Raw genomic sequence first — 18,390 nt, forward strand, 5'->3', positions numbered from 1 at the left:
GACGGGGGATGAGCATGCCACAGAAACCGCGTATTCTGGTGGTGGACGACGAAGAACGAATACGTCGCTTAGTAAGAATGTACCTCGAGCGTAGTGGTTTTGAAATTATTGAAGCAGATAATGGTAAAGATGCGTTGGAAATTGCACTTAATGAACCGTTGTCTCTTATTATTTTAGATCTTATGTTACCTGAAATGGACGGGCGTGATGTATGCACTCAGGTTCGCCAACATGCTGAGACGCCTATTATGATGTTGACTGCGGCAGGGGATGAAATGAGTCGAGTACATGGTTTTGAAATTGGAGCAGACGATTATGTCGTTAAACCTTTTTCTCCTCGTGAGCTTGTCATGAGAGTGAAGGCACTTTTAAAAAGGTCTGGAGAGACTGAATTTTTCAAGGCGGACTTACAACAAACTCTTTCTTTTCCGGGGCTTTTAATTCATATCGATGCACGGCGTGTAGAAGTCGAAGGAAAAGAAGTGAGTTTGACTCCAAAAGAGTTTGATTTACTTGTGTATATGTCTCAGCGGCCTGACAAAGTTTTTAGTCGTGAAGAATTACTTAGAGATGTCTGGAATTATCAATTTTATGGTGATCAAAGAACTGTAGATACTCATGTAAAAAGATTACGCGAAAAACTTGGACAACTTTCCGAAAGAGTTAGCCATTATATTGTAACTGTCTGGGGAGTAGGATATAAATTTGAGGTTATCGCGTGATTAAGAACAGTATTGTTTTAAAACTTTGGCTGACGATTGTTGGTATGGTTGTCGTGGTGCTTGTGTTGTTATCTGTTTTGCTACAACAATTTTTTGCAACATATGTGGAAGATAATCAATCCTCTTCCCTTATTCATTGGACTTTATCCATCTCTGATGAACTACAGAAAAACGATAATCTAGAACATTTATTATTATCGAAAAATCTTCTCAAAAAAGTTCAAAATGCGGAAATGAGTTATACGCCTTCTTTAAAAGAGAACAATGCATTGGACAAGCAGTTTCGTTCACTGAGCACATCAGAACGCTATCAACTTCAATCGGGTAAACCCATTATTATTCGACAAATTGGAAATGGTTCACCCCAAATCACGATTTACGATTTAGTAAAAAGGCCTGGTCAAAACCCTGGCCTGCTTGCCGTTTCACAACAAATGAGTGTATTAGATGCTCCGCTTGACCATATGCGTAATCTCATACTTTTTGATGTATTGTTGGGTGTGTTTTTGGCTACTGGATTAGCTTTTGTAGTCTCAAAGAATCTTTCTAAACCACTTGTTGAAATGAACCATGCAGCCGAATTGATGCAATCAGGTGATTTTAAGCATCGAGTCAATGTTGTGACCAGTGATGAAGTTGGACGTTTGGGAAGTACATTTAATGCAATGGCTGCTCAACTCGATCACACCATTCATGCACTTTCAATGGAAAGAGATCAACTGAGCACCATTCTCCAATCCTTGCAGGATGGTGTGATGGCAACCAATACCTTAGGACAGATAACATTAGCCAATCTTCCAGCATTGCGAATTTTACGTCAGATGTCACTTTCAGAGAGAGGAATTGTAGATGTCTCACAGTTGCCAGATGCCATGCAAAGCCTCTTACAAGCTGTGCAGAATCATGGCGAATCAATGAGCCGTGAATGGCTATGGCAAGATAGGAATATTCTTTTACATGTCATCCCTCTAAGAGAACCGGACAGTCAACTGGTACGTGGGACCTTAACAGTTCTCAGGGATATTACTGAAGAACGACAAATGGATTCTCTCCGGAAAGATTTTTTAGCCAATGTTTCACATGAATTAAGAACACCACTAAGTATGCTGCAAGGTTATAGTGAAGCTTTGTTAGACGAATTGGATAATGATCCAGAAATGCGTCGTGAATTAGTACAAATTATTCACGAAGAAGCTATGCGCATGAAAAGATTGGTTAACGATTTGCTGGATTTAGCTTCACTCGAATCGGGCCAATTTCAAATGAAATATGCACCCGTAGAGATCAATTCATTAATTAAAAAAGTATCAAGAAAATTTTTCACCTTATCCTCAGAAAAGGGAGTATCTTTACAAGTTCATTTATTTGACAGACCTATTTTACTTGAGGCAGATAAAGATCGCTTAGAACAAGTATTTACTAATCTTTTGGATAATGCGTTTAGGCATACAGAAAAAGGTAAAATCGAAATTTCTATCGAAACAGAGACGCATTATGTCTATATACAAGTTAAAGATACAGGTAGTGGTATACCTCCTGAGGACGTCCCATATGTTTTTGAACGCTTTTATAAAGCAGACAAAGCTCGTACACGTTCTGCAGGAGGGACTGGATTAGGACTTGCAATTGCTCGATACATTATTGTAAAGCATGGTGGAGAAATTATTGTTAAAAGCGCACTTCATGTTGGAACTACATTTACAGTTGTATTACCCTTAAAACGGCAAGTAACTGAAAATAGAATATAAATTGAAATCAATTTACAAGAAAGAAGAAATCATAAAATGGCTTGGATATATCTAAGTAAATTGTATGACACCAGATTTCAAGCTTCTTGCCTAGTGGCCAGAATTGTAGATCAACCTAATCATCAGTTACTTTCGTATTTTCCACCTCGCTACGTAGGTATTTTTCAAACGCAGCGAGGGCGCTACGGTGTTAAAGTCTTATTGTGATCATTCATTATGTTTTGATTTATAAGTAAATTTCTGAACAAGTAAATCAATAATTAATGATATAAACTCAGATTCTTCTTTTGGAAGAATACTCATTTGCTGTGCTGCTTCTAAATAGGGAGCAGCTTCTTCATTCAAAATTAAATTTTGAATTTCTACCGGCCAGTCTTCTGTTGATTCTAAAATCTTAGGCATTTTTAGTTCCTTCGTGTTATCACATAGTGCGGTTAAGGGTACTCCTAAAGCATTGGCTAATCTTTTGGCGTATTCCAATGAAGGTTGTCGAATATCCCTTTCGAGAGAAGAGATATGTGGTGTAGATATACCTGAACGAAGCGCTAATTCTTGTTGTGACCAATCTCTTTGTTGTCGAATTCGACGTATACGATAACCAAAAGAATCTTTCAATCCAATTCCTCCATTTTAAGTAATTTTGCCTTACAACGATAATATATTGAACATTATCGGATTTGTAAAGTATGGATCAAATATAAATATAAAATTATGAGTGAGTGATGGATGCTTGATTTATGATTTGAGTCACAAAGATTGGGTTGAAGTAGCGAAAAATATCAAAATGCTGCTGTTAAAGGCTAATTTTCCAGTGTGTATAACTGGTGCAGGAATTAGCGTAGCGAGTGGTTTGCCTGTAAATGAGATGAATTTTCAGGGCAAAACAGTACATCAATTATTTTTAAAAGATTTTTGGAGAAGAGAACCTGAGAGGTATTTTGATTTTTATTATCAAATTTTCTTCGAATGGAAGAAAGCACTACCAAACAATGCTCATCTATATCTCCATGAAAAAAATTTCAAAATTATTACACAAAACATTGATGGACTTCATTTTGAAGCAGGTTCAAAAAATGTAATAGAAATTCACGGTAATTTAAGAGAGTTACGATGTGAAACTTGTGCTATAATTCTAAAATCTGATTTTCTTAAACATCATGGTTTTAATTGTCCAAATTGCAAACAAATTTTAAGACCTGGCTTTGTATTTGTTGGTGAAAAAGTGAAAGGAGTTTCTCTTGCAACCCATTGGATATGCCAATCTGATTTGTTACTGATTATTGGAACTGAAATGGATGCGTTACCTATTCGATATTTCCCTAAAATAGCCACCACAAAACAAGTACCTGTTATTTGGATTAATCAAAATTCCGAAACAATAATACCTTATTTATGCAAATAAAGTGAATTAAGGTATTTTATAATAAATAAAAAAACTCATGATATCAGTTTCATCAATTGAAAGCTATCTTGATAGTAGACACACTATAATTTACCTATTTCCATTTTGAATAAACTTAGCTATAATCTAATCAGACTTTCCCATATCCTTTTTCCTCGCCCCTAATCTGGTTGGTTTACCAAGGGGGCGTTGGCTTTATGGTTTGATAGAAATGGGTTTAAAAATATGGCAAGCATGCGGAGGAAAGAGTTTGACATTTTACGCATTCCTAAGTGACCAAAGTAGGAAATCTAAAATGGCTCGATATTTATTTGACGATTTGTGGTACAACTCAACCCCTCAGCAAAGACTGTCAGTTTCATCTGTTGAGGGTTATAATGTCTTCCAGGGAATTTCTTTGTCTGTGGATGATAGACAGAAAGTATTAAACTTGCATCTTAAAGATGAATATCTAAGTCCTTATTTAAAAACGAATATGAATTTATTTCATCTATTAATGATGGATGAACAAGCAGATATCAAGTTTTTTAAATTGGAAAATGGATGGCTATTTGAATTTGATGGAATACCTGCTGGACCCAAACCTTTTGGTCAACAAAAATACGATACTAGATAATATCTTGTTTGGGTGAAAAAGTTTTTATCTGATAGGAACTTTTATATTTATAAATACATTATGAAAGATGGGTTGATAGTTCTGTATCATTCTGCATCTGGTGTTTATTATAATTTAAAACTAGTTCCCAATGAGCCTGTTGATTATTACATCAAATTAAGTGAATCTGAAATTCATTTAAATAAATTGTTAGGTCGTACTATCCGTATGAAGATTACGGGGGAAATGTTTTGTATTCATTGCCATAGAAAGGTAAAAAAACTATACAACAACGGATATTGTTATCCATGTTTTGTGAGTTTAGCAGAATGTGATTTATGTATATTAAAGCCAGAGACTTGTCATTTCCATCAGGGAACATGCCGTGACGAGAACTATGCTTTGAATCATTGTATGATACCCCATTATGTTTATCTTTCATATACTGATAAGTCAAAAGTTGGATTGACAAGGGCTGGTAGGGAGTTAGCGAGATGGATGGAACAAGGAGCGATTGCTGGTAAGTTACTTTGCTCTGTCTCTACTCGTAAAGTTGCTGGTGAAATTGAACATTTATTGACTGAATATGTGGCGGATAAAACCAATTGGAGAAAGATGATTAATACGCATTTCATAGACGAAGATGAATTTGCTTCTACATATCAACTGCTTTTTGAAAAAATAAAGATATTAAATGTAGATGAGATTGAGATGGTCAATCATTCCCGATGTTATCGTTTTTTTTATCCCATGGATCCCCTATATTCACAATCCAAATTGCCAGTTTCGCCTGCTTCGTTAAAAGAAAATGAAGAATTTGAAGATACACTTATTTCCCTGAAAGCACATTATTTAATTTTTAAAAACTGCGTTATCAATATGAGAAGATATCAGGGATATATGATAAACGTGAGCTATTAACTTGAAACTTTTTTGCTTCAAATTAACTTAAGTTCTTCTATGATTTTTTTTAAAAGTTCCTGATTAGATGAAGCACTCATGATATCTCCTTCCAGTAATACATAACTACACTCAGAACAGGTTTCACAAAACCCCAAACAATCATAGGTAATCGTTGTTATCCAATTTTTTTCCTCCATTGTTTTGAGTTCCTGTTGTAACAGGGTTACAGCAGGGTTAGATATACATATTTCGAGCAATTTATTAAATTCCATTTTAAGAAAATCTCCTTTGAAAAAATAATTCTCAGAACATATCATAATTTCTGATTCATAGGGAATATTATGGCCGGGAGGCGATTTTTTTGTCATGGCTGTATTATTCTAAACTTTTTCAATCTCAATCCGTAGCTCATTATTTTGCATTACAAATGCAAAATGAGTCCCTTCATCATCAGCAAAGAAAAGTCGAAGTTCGAAAAACGAGATCAGGAAAATATGCTGTGCGAGCAAAAATTTATAATGAAATTTCTTAATATGCAAAATAAAGTAACAGAGACTGAATAAGTTGTCTCAAAAAATGTCACTTCTTTGATTATAATACATAAAGTTTGATCACAGGAATGTATCTTGCCTCATACGATCCGTTAGTCTTTGTTTTTACTGACGGTGAGGTGACATTTGATGCAGAAAAAAAAACCTCTTAATCGTTCAAAGTTAAAGAATGGACCAGCTCGCCAAAATCCTGATTTCGTATCCATCATAAATAAATGGAGCCGCTCTGTATTTGGTATTGAAGTAGTTCAAATACAAAATTCCTCTCGTCCATTTCAGTTTTTCGGCCCTTTTGGACAGCTTCCTGAACGTTCCTATTCAAGTGTAAATATTGGTACAGGGTTCTTGGTGCATGCTAATGGATATCTTTTAACTAATGAACATGTTGTCCATGGTGCTAATCGAGTAATATTGCGAGCTGTAGATTCAAAAAAAACACTTACAGGCACGGTTGTTTCTACCGATGAAGAACATGATATTGCGTTGCTTCATTGTCAAGCACTCCAGGATAAATATCCTGTGTTAGAGATTGCCCAAATGAAAGACATATCTGTTGGACAATGGGTACTTGCTTTTGGTTCTCCACTTGGATTGGACAATACGGTGACTGTCGGCATCGTAAGTGCCAAAAATAGACCCTTATCCATTGGTGAACGTCATTATGAAAATTTAATCCAAACAGATGCGGCTATAAATCGTGGTAATAGCGGAGGACCATTACTCAATTTGCAGGGCAAAGTTATTGGAATGAATACTGCAGTCTCACAAAGTTCACAAGGTATTGGTTTTGCGATACCCGCCGATATTCTAAGAACAGTATTAAAAAAATTAATGCCTGTTGATTGAAAATCTGCTGCTACTTTAAATGATTGATTATGTGTGTTTTTTAATGAATTGCATGTGAACAGGAGTGATCAGTATATGAATTATCACGAAGCATTAGCTGAGTTAAATGTTTCTCATGCGCATCCCGGTGGGAAATATTCAACCGATCAATGGATTTCATATATAAACCCAACTGCAGGGCTTAAAGTTTTAGATGTAGGATGCGGAACCGGTGCAACAGCTGTTTTTCTGGCCAAGCATTATGGATGTAGTGTTACAGCTCTCGATATAAGATATAAAATGTTAGAAAAATGTAAAATTAGAGCAAATCAAGAAGGGGTAAATATCGATATTCAAATGGGTGATATTGAAAATTTGAAGTTTGATAATGACACTTTCGATGTCGTTTTATGTGAAAGTGTATTAGTTTTTGTCAAACAACAGAAGGCTTTGATGGAAATATATAGAGTTCTTTCTGAAAAAGGTAGGTTTGTAGATGTCGAGATGGTTTTAACTATGCCCGTTAATCAGGAATGGAAACAAACAGTTTTTGAAACCTACGGAGCAAAAAACGTTTGGGATAAAAACGGTTGGATACAGCTTTTTCAGAAAGCAGGATTTAAAAAGACCAAAGTTTTATTCATGCAACCTCTTCGTTCAGTTGTTCAATCTACTAACTATTCACAGACACTTGACTTAAATAGCAGTATGGGTAATGCCATAAACCAGCAGGCATTAAGCGTTATCCGGGAAAATGCAGAGTGGATGGAAAAATATTCTCATACCATTGGTTACGGTATTTTTGTTTCTAACAAGTAAGCTTAAATTCTATAGTTTCGCACCCTAGGCAACCAGGTTTTCCTTGATAGATCTGGATAAATAGTTGATAAACTGTTCAACAGTCCTGTAGATAACGTTGTCATTTTGGATATCTGCCGTATTCATGATGGATTTTGGCCATTCGAGCAGTAGACACATGGCGTCAGTGAACCGGATGTTATTGAGTTTGTCAAGGCAATCGAAGAAGAGCGACCCTATCGTTCTTGGGTCTTGCTCGTCCCGTGTCGAGTTTTCAGTATGATGTACTTCGTGAAAACTATGTGGTGTGGGCAAATATTTGGTTGTATGTGCGCCCCTGCAGTTCCTTTGCCAATCGCAGATTGGATTACTGATCTTGAAAAAACACTCAATGTCCCACCGCTTGAAGTAGATGCGAATCATTTCGTCGTCTGACAGGTTTACAACTGCGGAAAGAAGTTTGAGCCATTGACGGGAACAGTTCCTGTCTCGTACAAACACCATCTTGATAGGGAGTGGGTTGTTATTCTCATTTTGACCAATGGCGACAATCACGGAAGCAAGGATTTTCTCCCGCCCATAGTGCTTTCTCTTTGAGCGTCAAGCGGCGTCCTTCGTGTTCGTAGCCAACTTTAGGCAACGCTTTGAGCACATGCACACCACATGATCTAATGGTCTAATGCCTTGAGGATGACTGCTAGATACGCAAACCAAAATGTCGAATAGCAAGTGTTTTGCGGTAATCTCATGGCTCGTGCCTGGGCCAGCAATTCAAAGAGAGCATCTGTTGCCTTTTGCATGCACTCTTTCTAACGCCTGTAACCGCAAGTACGATTGTCGATGGAATCTTCCATATCACGGAGGCGGTTGCGCTCATTCTCAGAACTGAGCAACGAAAAGGTAAGTGGTGCAAAGGAATTCCTATCCACTTAGCAGAAAATGAGGGTGTTTTTTGCTTTTTTATTGTATAGAATCCCAAGTTGTACCGGTGCATTACCGGATTAAATCGGGTGTGAGACTCGAGTTAGATATTTAATTTTACGGGGCTAAAATCTAAGTAGTCAGCACTTGTTAGGCGATATTCTATACCATTTTTAAAACCCTCAAAAGCATATTGATGTGCTTGAGCATGAAGATGACCATATATACATAAATCAATATGATTTTTTTCTAATAATTCAGTAATCTCCGTGGAATCACCATTCGAGCTTAATGGCGGATAGTGAAGCATCACCATTTTTTTTTGGCAATTTTTAGGTGCAGAAAGCAAGGATAATTTTAGTCTCTCCACTTCTCGAGCGTATAACCTTATATCATCTGATGTTGTTTTGGGATGTGAGGGTAATTGCCATCCTCGAGTACCACAAATACATAGATCGTCGATTAACATTGAATCATTCTGAATAGCGAATACATTCTTTGGTAATATGGATCTTACCTTTCCGATACCATTCCACCAATAATCATGGTTTCCTTTAATTAAAATTTTTTTTCCTGGTAATGTACCGAGCCAATTCAAATCTTCTTGTACTTCATCTAAAGTCATTGCCCATGATATATCACCTGCAATTAATACTAGATCTTCATGATGAATATGCTCGATCCAGTTTGCTTTAATTTTTTCCGCATGATTATCCCAACAATCCCCAAAAATCCCCATGGGTTTTTCTGATGAAAAAGATAAATGTAAATCTGCAATGGCAAATACATTCACGTGTTAGTTCTCCTTAATGATTTATTCTAAAATCAGCTTTTGATATTGTTTTTTTTACTATTCAATCTGGTACTTGAACTTGCGAATCATCTATATTTTAAATGGTGATTACATGGAGCGTTGGACTTCAGAACAAAGTCTCATTTTAAATCAACCTATTCAAAATACAGTTATTTTTGCTGGTCCGGGAAGTGGTAAAACAACTGTATTTACTGCTTTTCTTGCTCATCAGCTTGATAATAGACAAATTTATTCCGATCAAACAATGGCTGTAACGTTTACCCGGAAATCCGCTCAAAGCATGATGTCAAAATTAACTGGTCAAATTCAACACAAACAACTGTTAAAAAAATTACGAATTGGAACTTTTCATGGTCAATTTTTCAGATTTATACTCCCATTTGTCAAGGAAATGCCAGTTCTCTTAAAATCGCATGAAGAACGAAAACTTATTGAGAGTGCACTTCGAAAATTATTGCCTATTAGTCAACCTTTTTCCACTCAACTTATAGATGACGCTGTACAAATCATCATGCGTATGAAAAGTCGATATCCCATTCATGGAAATTCTCAATTTGAGATGGATTTATTGGAAATATATGAAAAAAATAAAAGTGTAGAAAAACGATGGGACTTTGAAGATATTTTGCTCTTTAGCCTATTTTTATTCACACACTCTAAGTCATTTCAAGATGTCATGAGAAAATGGGAATTCATCATGGTTGATGAGTTTCAAGATACAAATAACATTCAGTGGTATGTTTTAAATGAATTAATCAAAATTTCTGACGCTAAGCTTTTTGTAGTTGGCGATGATGACCAAGCCATATATTCATTTCGGGGATCATCCAGTTACTGGTTGCTCCATTTGGATGAGCTTATTCCTAATACGTCTAAATATTTTTTGCAGTATAATTTTCGTTCAGATATAGATATCTGTAAATATTCATCGAATATTATCGAAAAACAAAGTCATCGATCTGAAAAAATTATGATTCCAACAAGCTCCATGTATGGTAATTGTGCGGCCGTCACAGTTAAGAATGAAGAAGAAGAGTATTATTTTATTGAAAAACTGCTTTTGCATTTTTTTAGTTTAAAAAAGAATATGAGCATAGCTATTTTAGCTCGAACACGAAGAGAATTGATACCATTTATAAAACTGATTCCAAAATACTATAGTCGGCATTTTTATCTGACAGTTTGTACGTTTCATGAAGCAAAAGGACTGGAGTGGGATGTGGTTTTCTTACTGGGAGCCGTAGAAAAGAATCCATTTCTGCGAAATGTGGATTCTCATATTCTCATCCCAACTAGAGATAATCAAAATTTAACGAGTGAAGATGATGAAGAGCGGAGGTTATTCTTCGTCGCGTGTACAAGAGCAAAACATGTTTTAATTACTTTTTTTCCACAACGTTATGGTGGGAAAAAAATGAACATTTCTCCTTACCTTCTCGAAAGTCAAATGTCCATTCATTGAAGACAATTTCAATTATTAAAACTTGAATTTCTAAGGTGAGTGTACTGTAAAATTTTAAATCCATCTGATACAAGGGATTTGAAGGCATGAAAAAGGACTTCACCCCAACCTTCGAGAAGATTTCAAGTGACGAAACTAGAAATTTCCGATGAGGGAAGTCCTATTTGTATCTTCTCCAACCATCGCCTGCTTCTGTTTTTTGGGGCTTGGCTCTCCAACCGTATGCTTTTGAAGTTAAGAAAGCCGTCAACCCAAAAGCACAAGATCTATCCATCGTGAAGCGATTCTACTTGCACTTCTGTCGGCTTCGCTTGAAGGAATAATCAAGGTAAAGATACACATGCTTATCAACGCGATCGCGATACTCGCATCAGCACTAGCCGTAAACCAGATGGAACAACACCAGAAGACTGCGTAAGCTAAAACAAGTTCATCTGATGAGAACAGCATCGATCACCAGTATATGAAATATGCTTGCTACGCTGGGCTTTTTCCTTTTTTCGCCTCTACCCAAACGACCATTTTGCAGCACGATCAGGTAAAAAAAGGATTACAAAAAGGGGTTGCAAAAAAGTTCGGAGGGAGGTAAGATAGTCGCTGTCGCTGCAAGAGGGGACGCGAAAGAGAGTCTTGGCAGTGAGAGAACCTTGAAAACTAAACACGCACAAGAATCACCAAACGCCAGAGAAGAAGTGCCCGAGCTCGAGAGAGCGAGGGAGAAGGAATAAGACATTGAGAGTTTGATCCTGGCTCAGGACGAACGCTGGCGGCGTGCCTAATACATGCAAGTCGAGCGGGTATCGAAAGATACCAGCGGCGGACGGGTGAGGAACACGTGGGGAATCTGCCTAACAGACCGGAATAACGCCTGGAAACGGGTGCTAAGGCCGGATAGGCGCATGGGGCGCATGCCTGATGCGGGAAAGGATGCTACGGCATCGCTGAGAGAGGACCCCGCGGCGCATTAGCTAGTTGGTAGGGTAAAGGCCTACCAAGGCGACGATGCGTAGCCGACCTGAGAGGGTGACCGGCCACACTGGGACTGAGACACGGCCCAGACTCCTACGGGAGGCAGCAGTAGGGAATCTTCCGCAATGGGCGCAAGCCTGACGGAGCAACGCCGCGTGAGCGAGGAAGGCCTTCGGGTTGTAAAGCTCAGTCAAGGGGGAAGAGCGGCAAGGAGAGGGAATGCTCTTTGCGAGACGGTACCCCGAGAGGAAGCCCCGGCAAACTACGTGCCAGCAGCCGCGGTAATACGTAGGGGGCAAGCGTTGTCCGGAATCACTGGGCGTAAAGGGTGCGTAGGCGGTTCTGCAAGTCTGGGGTGAAAGGCCAGGGCTCAACCTTGGGAATGCCTTGGAAACTGTAGGACTTGAGTACTGGAGAGGCAAGGGGAATTCCACGTGTAGCGGTGAAATGCGTAGAGATGTGGAGGAATACCAGTGGCGAAGGCGCCTTGCTGGACAGTGACTGACGCTGAGGCACGAAAGCGTGGGGAGCAAACAGGATTAGATACCCTGGTAGTCCACGCCGTAAACGATGAGTGCTAGGTGTTGGGGGGGTACCACCCTCAGTGCCGAAGGAAACCCAATAAGCACTCCGCCTGGGGAGTACGGTCGCAAGACTGAAACTCAAAGGAATTGACGGGGGCCCGCACAAGCAGTGGAGCATGTGGTTTAATTCGAAGCAACGCGAAGAACCTTACCAGGGCTTGACATCCCTCTGACGATACCAGAGATGGTAGGTCCCTTCGGGGCAGAGGAGACAGGTGGTGCATGGTTGTCGTCAGCTCGTGTCGTGAGATGTTGGGTTAAGTCCCGCAACGAGCGCAACCCTTGACCTGTGTTACCAGCACGTAGAGGTGGGGACTCACAGGTGACTGCCGGCGCAAGTCGGAGGAAGGCGGGGATGACGTCAAATCATCATGCCCCTGATGTCCTGGGCGACACACGTGCTACAATGGGCGGCACAACGGGAAGCGAGAGAGCGATCTGGAGCGAACCCCTGAAAACCGCTCGTAGTTCGGATTGCAGGCTGCAACTCGCCTGCATGAAGCCGGAATTGCTAGTAATCGCGGATCAGCATGCCGCGGTGAATCCGTTCCCGGGCCTTGTACACACCGCCCGTCACACCACGAGAGTTGGCAACACCCGAAGTCGGTGGGGTAACCCGAAAGGGAGCCAGCCGCCGAAGGTGGGGTCGATGATTGGGGTGAAGTCGTAACAAGGTAGCCGTATCGGAAGGTGCGGCTGGATCACCTCCTTTCTAGGGAAGAGAGAGGGGTTTGGTGGAGAGGCGTGCGTGTTTAGTTTTGAGGGTTCTCGGGAGAGAACTTAGCGAAAGCTACTTATGCCTTGAGAGAGGGATAAGCTCGAAGGACCTTGAGAACTGAATCAGCAAGAGGGAAGAAAGGTGAAGGTAGAAAGGGCGCACGGAGGATGCCTAGGTGCCAGGAGCCGAAGAAGGACGGGGCGAACACCGAAATGCCTTGGGGAGCTGTACGCGAGCGAAGATCCAGGGATGTCCGAATGGGGGAACCCACCGGTCGTGATGGGCCGGTACCGCTATCTGAATGTATAGGATAGACGGAGGGAACCTGGGGAACTGAAACATCTCAGTACCTGGAGGAGAAGAAAACAAGAGTGATTCCGCAAGTAGTGGCGAGCGAACGCGGAAGAGCCTAAACCATGATGGTGGAGAAGGGGACCCCCGTTGCCATCATGGGGTAGAGGGGATGCGCAGCCAGGCAGGGTCTTGCCTGGGCCGAAGGAGACAAGGGAGCCAAACGACATGGGAAGGTCGGCCAGAGCGGGTGAGAGCCCCGTAGGCGAAGCTTGTCGAGGGAGGTAGCGCAGGCCCCAAGTACCGCGGGACACGAGGAACCCCGTGGGAATCAGGGAGGACCACCTCCTAAGGCTAAATACTCCCTGGCAACCGATAGCGGAGAGTACCGTGAGGGAAAGGTGAAAAGAACCGCGGGAGCGGAGTGAAAGAGAACCTGAAACCGTGTGCTTACAAGCAGTCGGAGTCCGAAAGGATGACGGCGTGCCTTTTGTAGAATGAACCGGCGAGTGATGGTGATGAGCGAGGTTAAGGCAGGGAAGCCGGAGCCGAAGCGAAAGCGAGTCTGAAGAGGGCGAGAAGTTGATTGCCATCGACCCGAAACCGGGTGAGCTACCCCTGGTCAGGGTGAAGTGCGGGTAACACCGCATGGAGGCCCGAACCCACCGGCGTTGAAAAGCCGGGGGATGAACTGGGGGTAGGGGAGAAATTCCAATCGAACCCGGAGATAGCTGGTTCTCCCCGAAATAGCTTTAGGGCTAGCGTCACGGATGAGGGACGGAGGTAGAGCACCGATGGGGTGCGGGGCCCGACCAGGGTTACCAAGCTCCGTCGAACTCCGAATGCCGTTTCATTGAACCGTGGCAGTCAGACTGCGAGTGCTAAGATCCGTAGTCAAGAGGGAAACAGCCCAGACCAACAGCTAAGGTCCCCAAGGGTGGTTAAGTGGGAAACGATGTGGCGGTGCATAGACAACCAGGATGTTGGCTTAGAAGCAGCCATCATTGAAAGAGTGCGTAATAGCTCACTGGTCGAGTGACGCTGCGCGGAAAATGTAACGGGGCTAAACCACACACCGAAGCTATGGCTGTGGGAAGACCACAGGGTAGGGGAGCGTTCCATAAGCGGAGAAGCCTTCTTGAGAGGGAAGGTGGAGGTTATGGAAGTGAGAATGCCGGTATGAGTAGCGAAAAGAGGGGTGAGAATCCCCTCCGCCGAAAGCCCAAGGTTTCCTGGGGAAGGATCGTCCACCCAGGGTTAGTCGGGACCTAAGGCGAGGCCGAGAGGCGTAGTCGAAGGAGAACGGGTTGAGAATCCCGTACCAGATGGATTTGCATGACTGAAGGGGTGACGCAGGAGGCTAGAGCGAGCGGCCGGATGGAAGAGGCCGTCCAATCCGCAAGGGGGTCGCGCAGGGAAAACCGCGCGGCGAGAACTCTGAGCGGTGATGGGGAGGGAAGAAGAGTACCGAAGCGCTCGAGGTCACACTGCCAAGAAAAGCCTCTAGGGAGAATGCATCTGCCCGTACCGGAAACCGACACAGGTGGGCGCGTGGAGAACACGGAGGCGCGCGGGAGCACTCTCGTTAAGGAACTCGGCAAAATGGCCCCGTAACTTCGGGAGAAGGGGCGCTCTGAAGAAGAGCCGCAGTGAAAAGGCCCAAGCGACTGTTTAGCAAAAACACAGGTCTCTGCGAAGCCGAAAGGCGAAGTATAGGGGCTGACGCCTGCCCGGTGCTGGAAGGTTAAGAGGAGGGGTGAGGGCGAGAGCCCGAAGCTCTGAATTGAAGCCCCAGTAAACGGCGGCCGTAACTATAACGGTCCTAAGGTAGCGAAATTCCTTGTCAGGTAAGTTCTGACCCGCACGAAAGGCGTAACGACTTGGGCGCTGTCTCAACGAGAGACCCGGTGAAATTGTAATACCTGTGAAGATGCAGGTTACCCGCGGCTAGACGGAAAGACCCCGTGGAGCTTGACTGTAGCTTGATATGGGAGACGGGCATGTCATGTACAGGATAGGTGGGAGACACAGAAGCATGGGCGCCAGCCTGTGTGGAGTCGATGTTGGGATACCACCCTTGAGATGCTAGTCTTCTAACCTGGCACCCTGAATCGGGTGTGGGGACAGTGTCAGGCGGACAGTTTGACTGGGGCGGTCGCCTCCTAAAAGGTAACGGAGGCGCCCAAAGGTTCCCTCAGCGCGGATGGAAACCGCGCGGGGCGTGTAAAGGCACAAGGGAGCTTGACTGCGAGACGGACAGGTCGAGCAGGGACGAAAGTCGGGCTTAGTGACCCGGTGGCACTGCGTGGAAGGGCCATCGCTCAACGGATAAAAGCTACCCCGGGGATAACAGGCTGATCTCCCCCAAGAGTCCACATCGACGGGGAGGTTTGGCACCTCGATGTCGGCTCATCGCATCCTGGGGCTGAAGTCGGTCCCAAGGGTTGGGCTGTTCGCCCATGAAAGCGGTACGCGAGCTGGGTTCAGAACGTCGTGAGACAGTTCGGTCCCTATCTGCCGTGGGCGGAGGATACGTGAGAGGGTTCGTCCTTAGTACGAGAGGACCGGGATGAACCGACCGCTGGTGGACCAGTTGTCCTGCCAAGGGCACAGCTGGGTAGCCAAGTCGGGGAGGGATAAGCGCTGAAAGCATCTAAGCGCGAAGCCTGCCTCAAGATAACGTATCCCATTCCGTCAAGGAAGGAAGACCCCTTATAGACGATAAGGTAGATCGGTCCGGCGTGGAAGCGTCGTGAGGCGTGGAGCGGACGGATACGAATCGGTCGAGGCCTTCACCAAGGAAAATCCCTCTTGCTGAGACAGTTGGAAAGGAAAGAAGAGTCTGGTGACCATAGCGGAGGGGATACACGCGTACCCATCCCGAACACGACCGTGAAGACCTCCAGCGCCGAGCATACTTGGGGTGAAGACCCCTGGGAACCTAGGTCGTTGCCAGGCGATTTGTTTTACTTTATATTTGGTTGTAAATAAATTTTTATTATGTTAGAGTTTTCTTTGCTATTTCTTGCGGGTGTGGCGGAATTGGCAGACGCACCAGATTTAGGTTCTGGCGGGAGACCGTGGGGGTTCGAGTCCCTTCACCCGCACCAGTAAAATAAGCATTGTACAACCTTTTATAAAGCCTACTTCGCACATGGAAGTGGGCTTTTCATCTGAATAATATTATCTAACAGTAAAGATTCAGGAATTCTCCTGTTAATATTGATTCGAATATTTTTGTAAAATCACCTTGTAACTGTCCTCTATTCATTGTTATCATTTTCATAATCAATCCAGCTTGGGAGTGGGCACAAATGAGCGTAACAATATATGATGTTGCCCGTGAAGCCAATGTCTCAATGGCAACTGTTTCTCGAGTCATCAATGGTACGGCTGTTGTTAAGGAAGAAACCAAAAAACGTGTACAAGATGCTATTGAACGTCTTGGATATCGACCTAATGCAGTTGCTCGAGGCTTGGCCAGCAAGCGTACACGAACTATTGGAGTTATTGTGCCTGACGTCTCAGCTGCCTTTGTAGCTGAAATTGTTAGAGGTATTGAAGATATCGCTAATATGTATAATTACCACATTATTTTAACGAATTCAGATGCCGATACCCATCGAGAGGTCTCTTTAATCGGAACCATGTGGGAAAAACAAGTCGATGGTATCCTATATATGACAAATATTTTAAATCAAGAACACATAACTGCTTTTGAACAAGCTGAGATCCCAGTAGTTTTATGTGCAACTGAGGATCCAGAAAAAAGAATTCCATCTGTAAATATTGACAATCGTAAAGCTGGTAGTGATGCTGCAAATTATTTAGAAAAGAAATCTTGTCAGAACATAGCTATTGTTTCACCGGATATTGGAACATCTTTAATTGCTGATCACCGTATTGAAGGTGTACGAAAAAAATTAGGAAATAAGTGTACTTTTATTCATGTGGGGAAAGGAAAATATGAGCAGGCTTTGCCTATTCTAAGAAATATATTTCAAAATAAAAATTATGATGGTGTCATCGCTATGAGCGATGAATTAGGATTGGCATCTGTGCATGCTATTCATGATAATGGATTTCAAGTACCTCATGATGTACGCATCATTGCTTTTGATAATACAAGACTAGCTACAATGGTACGTCCAGAATTGACTGTTATTGCTCAGCCGATGTACGATTTTGGGGCTGTTTCTATGCGTCTGTTGACAAAAATGTTATTAGATGAGCCGGTAGATACCTATAATGTTATATTGCAACACAATATTATTGAACGACAATCGAGTTGATGTTTTTCGTTTAAATAATGCAGAAAGTAAAATGAAACAAGTTTAAAAAGATCGGTGTATTTGTTTAAGAATTAACAGTTTTAAGACCTGCATCGATTTGAAAGTGAGGGATAATGAACATGAGAGTCGAGCGGATCGCCAAAGATAAAGTACGAATATTTGTAAGCTATGAAGACTTGGCTATGCGTGGTATTGAAAAAGATGAATTGTGGAAAAGTGGAAAAAAAGTACAGGAACTTTTCTGGGATATGATGGAGACGGCATACGCAGAAGTAGGTTTTGAAGTATCTGGGCCTATTGCCGTTGAGGCCTTTACCATGCCTGCTGAAGGCGTGGTAATTATTGTCACCCGAGTTCCTGCTGTACCTAATATTACTGAAGATGATCCCGATCTTGAAGACGAGGATTTTGAAGACCCATTTTATAGTTTTCCAATATTGGCTTATCAATACAGTGATTTTGAAGACGTATTAAGCTTGGCTTTTGCAACTGCGAAAGATGATGTTAAGTGTTCTTTATTTTCATATGAGAATGCTTACTTTGTCGTTTTGGATGAAATAGAAGAGTTTGATAAAAACCCCAATATCCATTCAGTGCTTTGTGAATATGGTGAGCCTTCTAGCTTAACCAAGGCATATCTGGACGAATACGGAAAATGCATTTTTCCTGAAAAAGCTCTAGAAAATTTAAGAAATTCTTTTCTCTAAAAAATTTTTCATTAACGGCCATGAAAGCAGTAATGACTTTCATGGCTTTTTGTAGGAAAATACGATTGTATATTTTATTAAAGGGGAC

General features: G+C 42.1%; 14 protein-coding genes, 1 tRNA gene and 3 rRNA genes. 15 read left to right on the forward strand and 3 right to left on the reverse strand.

Going from position 1 to position 18,390, the window contains the following annotated elements; all coding sequences use genetic code 11:
• Nucleotides 1-14: 14 nt before the first annotated feature.
• The gene (locus tag FY534_RS06270) at nucleotides 15-722 is read left to right on the forward strand and encodes a response regulator transcription factor (RefSeq protein WP_072874245.1); all 708 of its coding nucleotides are present in this window, start codon (nucleotides 15-17) and stop codon (nucleotides 720-722) included.
• A complete protein-coding gene (locus FY534_RS06275) occupies nucleotides 719-2,470 on the forward strand; it encodes a HAMP domain-containing sensor histidine kinase (RefSeq protein WP_072874246.1) in 1,752 nt (583 codons plus the stop codon). The genes FY534_RS06270 and FY534_RS06275 overlap by 4 nt, the downstream gene beginning before the upstream one ends.
• 207 nt (nucleotides 2,471-2,677) lie before the next feature.
• Here the strand turns inward: FY534_RS06275 and FY534_RS06280 are convergent, their stop codons facing one another.
• Nucleotides 2,678-3,085, reverse strand: a complete 408-nt coding sequence (locus FY534_RS06280; protein ID WP_072874247.1) for a helix-turn-helix domain-containing protein — start codon at nucleotides 3,083-3,085, stop codon at nucleotides 2,678-2,680.
• Nucleotides 3,086-3,200: 115 nt separating this feature from the next.
• Here FY534_RS06280 and FY534_RS06285 point away from each other — a divergent pair, with 115 nt between their 5' ends.
• The 3 genes from FY534_RS06285 (at nucleotide 3,201) to FY534_RS06295 (ending at nucleotide 5,388) form a co-directional block, all read left to right on the forward strand.
• On the forward strand, nucleotides 3,201-3,872 hold the full coding sequence (locus FY534_RS06285; RefSeq protein WP_238413693.1) for a Sir2 family NAD-dependent protein deacetylase: 672 nt from the start codon (nucleotides 3,201-3,203) through the stop codon (nucleotides 3,870-3,872).
• A 250-nt stretch (nucleotides 3,873-4,122) separates the two neighbouring features.
• Nucleotides 4,123-4,488 carry a hypothetical protein gene (locus FY534_RS06290; protein ID WP_129583586.1) on the forward strand — a complete coding sequence of 122 codons (366 nt, stop codon included), beginning with the start codon at nucleotides 4,123-4,125 and terminating at the stop codon, nucleotides 4,486-4,488.
• A 12-nt stretch (nucleotides 4,489-4,500) separates the two neighbouring features.
• Nucleotides 4,501-5,388 carry a DUF2797 domain-containing protein gene (locus FY534_RS06295; RefSeq protein WP_203115451.1) on the forward strand — a complete coding sequence of 296 codons (888 nt, stop codon included), beginning with the start codon at nucleotides 4,501-4,503 and terminating at the stop codon, nucleotides 5,386-5,388.
• Nucleotides 5,389-5,405: 17 nt separating this feature from the next.
• Here the strand turns inward: FY534_RS06295 and FY534_RS06300 are convergent, their stop codons facing one another.
• A complete protein-coding gene (locus tag FY534_RS06300) occupies nucleotides 5,406-5,738 on the reverse strand; it encodes a DUF1450 domain-containing protein (RefSeq protein ID WP_083574238.1) in 333 nt (110 codons plus the stop codon).
• On the opposite strand from FY534_RS06300, the gene FY534_RS06305 reads away from it, so the two are divergent.
• From FY534_RS06305 to FY534_RS06315, 3 genes are all read left to right on the forward strand, one after another.
• Nucleotides 5,732-5,902 carry a hypothetical protein gene (locus FY534_RS06305; protein WP_165611985.1) on the forward strand — a complete coding sequence of 57 codons (171 nt, stop codon included), beginning with the start codon at nucleotides 5,732-5,734 and terminating at the stop codon, nucleotides 5,900-5,902. The two genes, FY534_RS06300 and FY534_RS06305, sit on opposite strands and share 7 nt — an antisense overlap.
• 148 nt (nucleotides 5,903-6,050) lie before the next feature.
• Entirely contained in the window at nucleotides 6,051-6,767 is a 717-nt protein-coding gene (locus FY534_RS06310) for a S1C family serine protease (RefSeq protein WP_072874248.1), read from the forward strand.
• A 75-nt stretch (nucleotides 6,768-6,842) separates the two neighbouring features.
• Complete coding sequence (locus tag FY534_RS06315; protein WP_203115452.1) at nucleotides 6,843-7,565, forward strand: class I SAM-dependent methyltransferase; 723 nt, start codon at nucleotides 6,843-6,845, stop codon at nucleotides 7,563-7,565.
• A gap of 1,003 nt (nucleotides 7,566-8,568) precedes the next feature.
• Here FY534_RS06315 and FY534_RS06320 read toward each other — a convergent pair.
• Nucleotides 8,569-9,258, reverse strand: a complete 690-nt coding sequence (locus tag FY534_RS06320; RefSeq protein WP_072874251.1) for a metallophosphoesterase — start codon at nucleotides 9,256-9,258, stop codon at nucleotides 8,569-8,571.
• A 112-nt stretch (nucleotides 9,259-9,370) separates the two neighbouring features.
• Here FY534_RS06320 and FY534_RS06325 point away from each other — a divergent pair, with 112 nt between their 5' ends.
• The 7 genes from FY534_RS06325 to FY534_RS06355 all read left to right on the forward strand — a co-directional run bounded on the left by FY534_RS06325 (nucleotide 9,371) and on the right by FY534_RS06355 (nucleotide 18,302).
• On the forward strand, nucleotides 9,371-10,741 hold the full coding sequence (locus tag FY534_RS06325) for a UvrD-helicase domain-containing protein (RefSeq protein ID WP_203115453.1): 1,371 nt from the start codon (nucleotides 9,371-9,373) through the stop codon (nucleotides 10,739-10,741).
• A 728-nt stretch (nucleotides 10,742-11,469) separates the two neighbouring features.
• Nucleotides 11,470-13,006 (forward strand): 16S ribosomal RNA (locus FY534_RS06330).
• A 146-nt stretch (nucleotides 13,007-13,152) separates the two neighbouring features.
• Nucleotides 13,153-16,102: ribosomal RNA gene (locus FY534_RS06335) — 23S ribosomal RNA — on the forward strand.
• A gap of 42 nt (nucleotides 16,103-16,144) precedes the next feature.
• Nucleotides 16,145-16,261: ribosomal RNA gene (rrf, locus tag FY534_RS06340) — 5S ribosomal RNA — on the forward strand.
• The 16S, 23S and 5S rRNA genes sit together here with 1 tRNA gene alongside, the layout of an rRNA operon.
• A 69-nt stretch (nucleotides 16,262-16,330) precedes the next feature.
• Nucleotides 16,331-16,413 (forward strand) — tRNA-Leu (locus FY534_RS06345).
• Between the two features lie 204 nt (nucleotides 16,414-16,617).
• Entirely contained in the window at nucleotides 16,618-17,595 is a 978-nt protein-coding gene (locus FY534_RS06350; protein WP_072875249.1) for a substrate-binding domain-containing protein, read from the forward strand.
• Between the two features lie 119 nt (nucleotides 17,596-17,714).
• Nucleotides 17,715-18,302 carry an adaptor protein MecA gene (locus FY534_RS06355; protein ID WP_203115454.1) on the forward strand — a complete coding sequence of 196 codons (588 nt, stop codon included), beginning with the start codon at nucleotides 17,715-17,717 and terminating at the stop codon, nucleotides 18,300-18,302.
• Nucleotides 18,303-18,390 lie beyond the last annotated feature (88 nt).

Source organism: Alicyclobacillus sp. TC (assembly GCF_016804365.1).
GTDB classification, from domain to species: domain Bacteria; phylum Bacillota; class Bacilli; order Alicyclobacillales; family Alicyclobacillaceae; genus Alicyclobacillus_I; species Alicyclobacillus_I tolerans.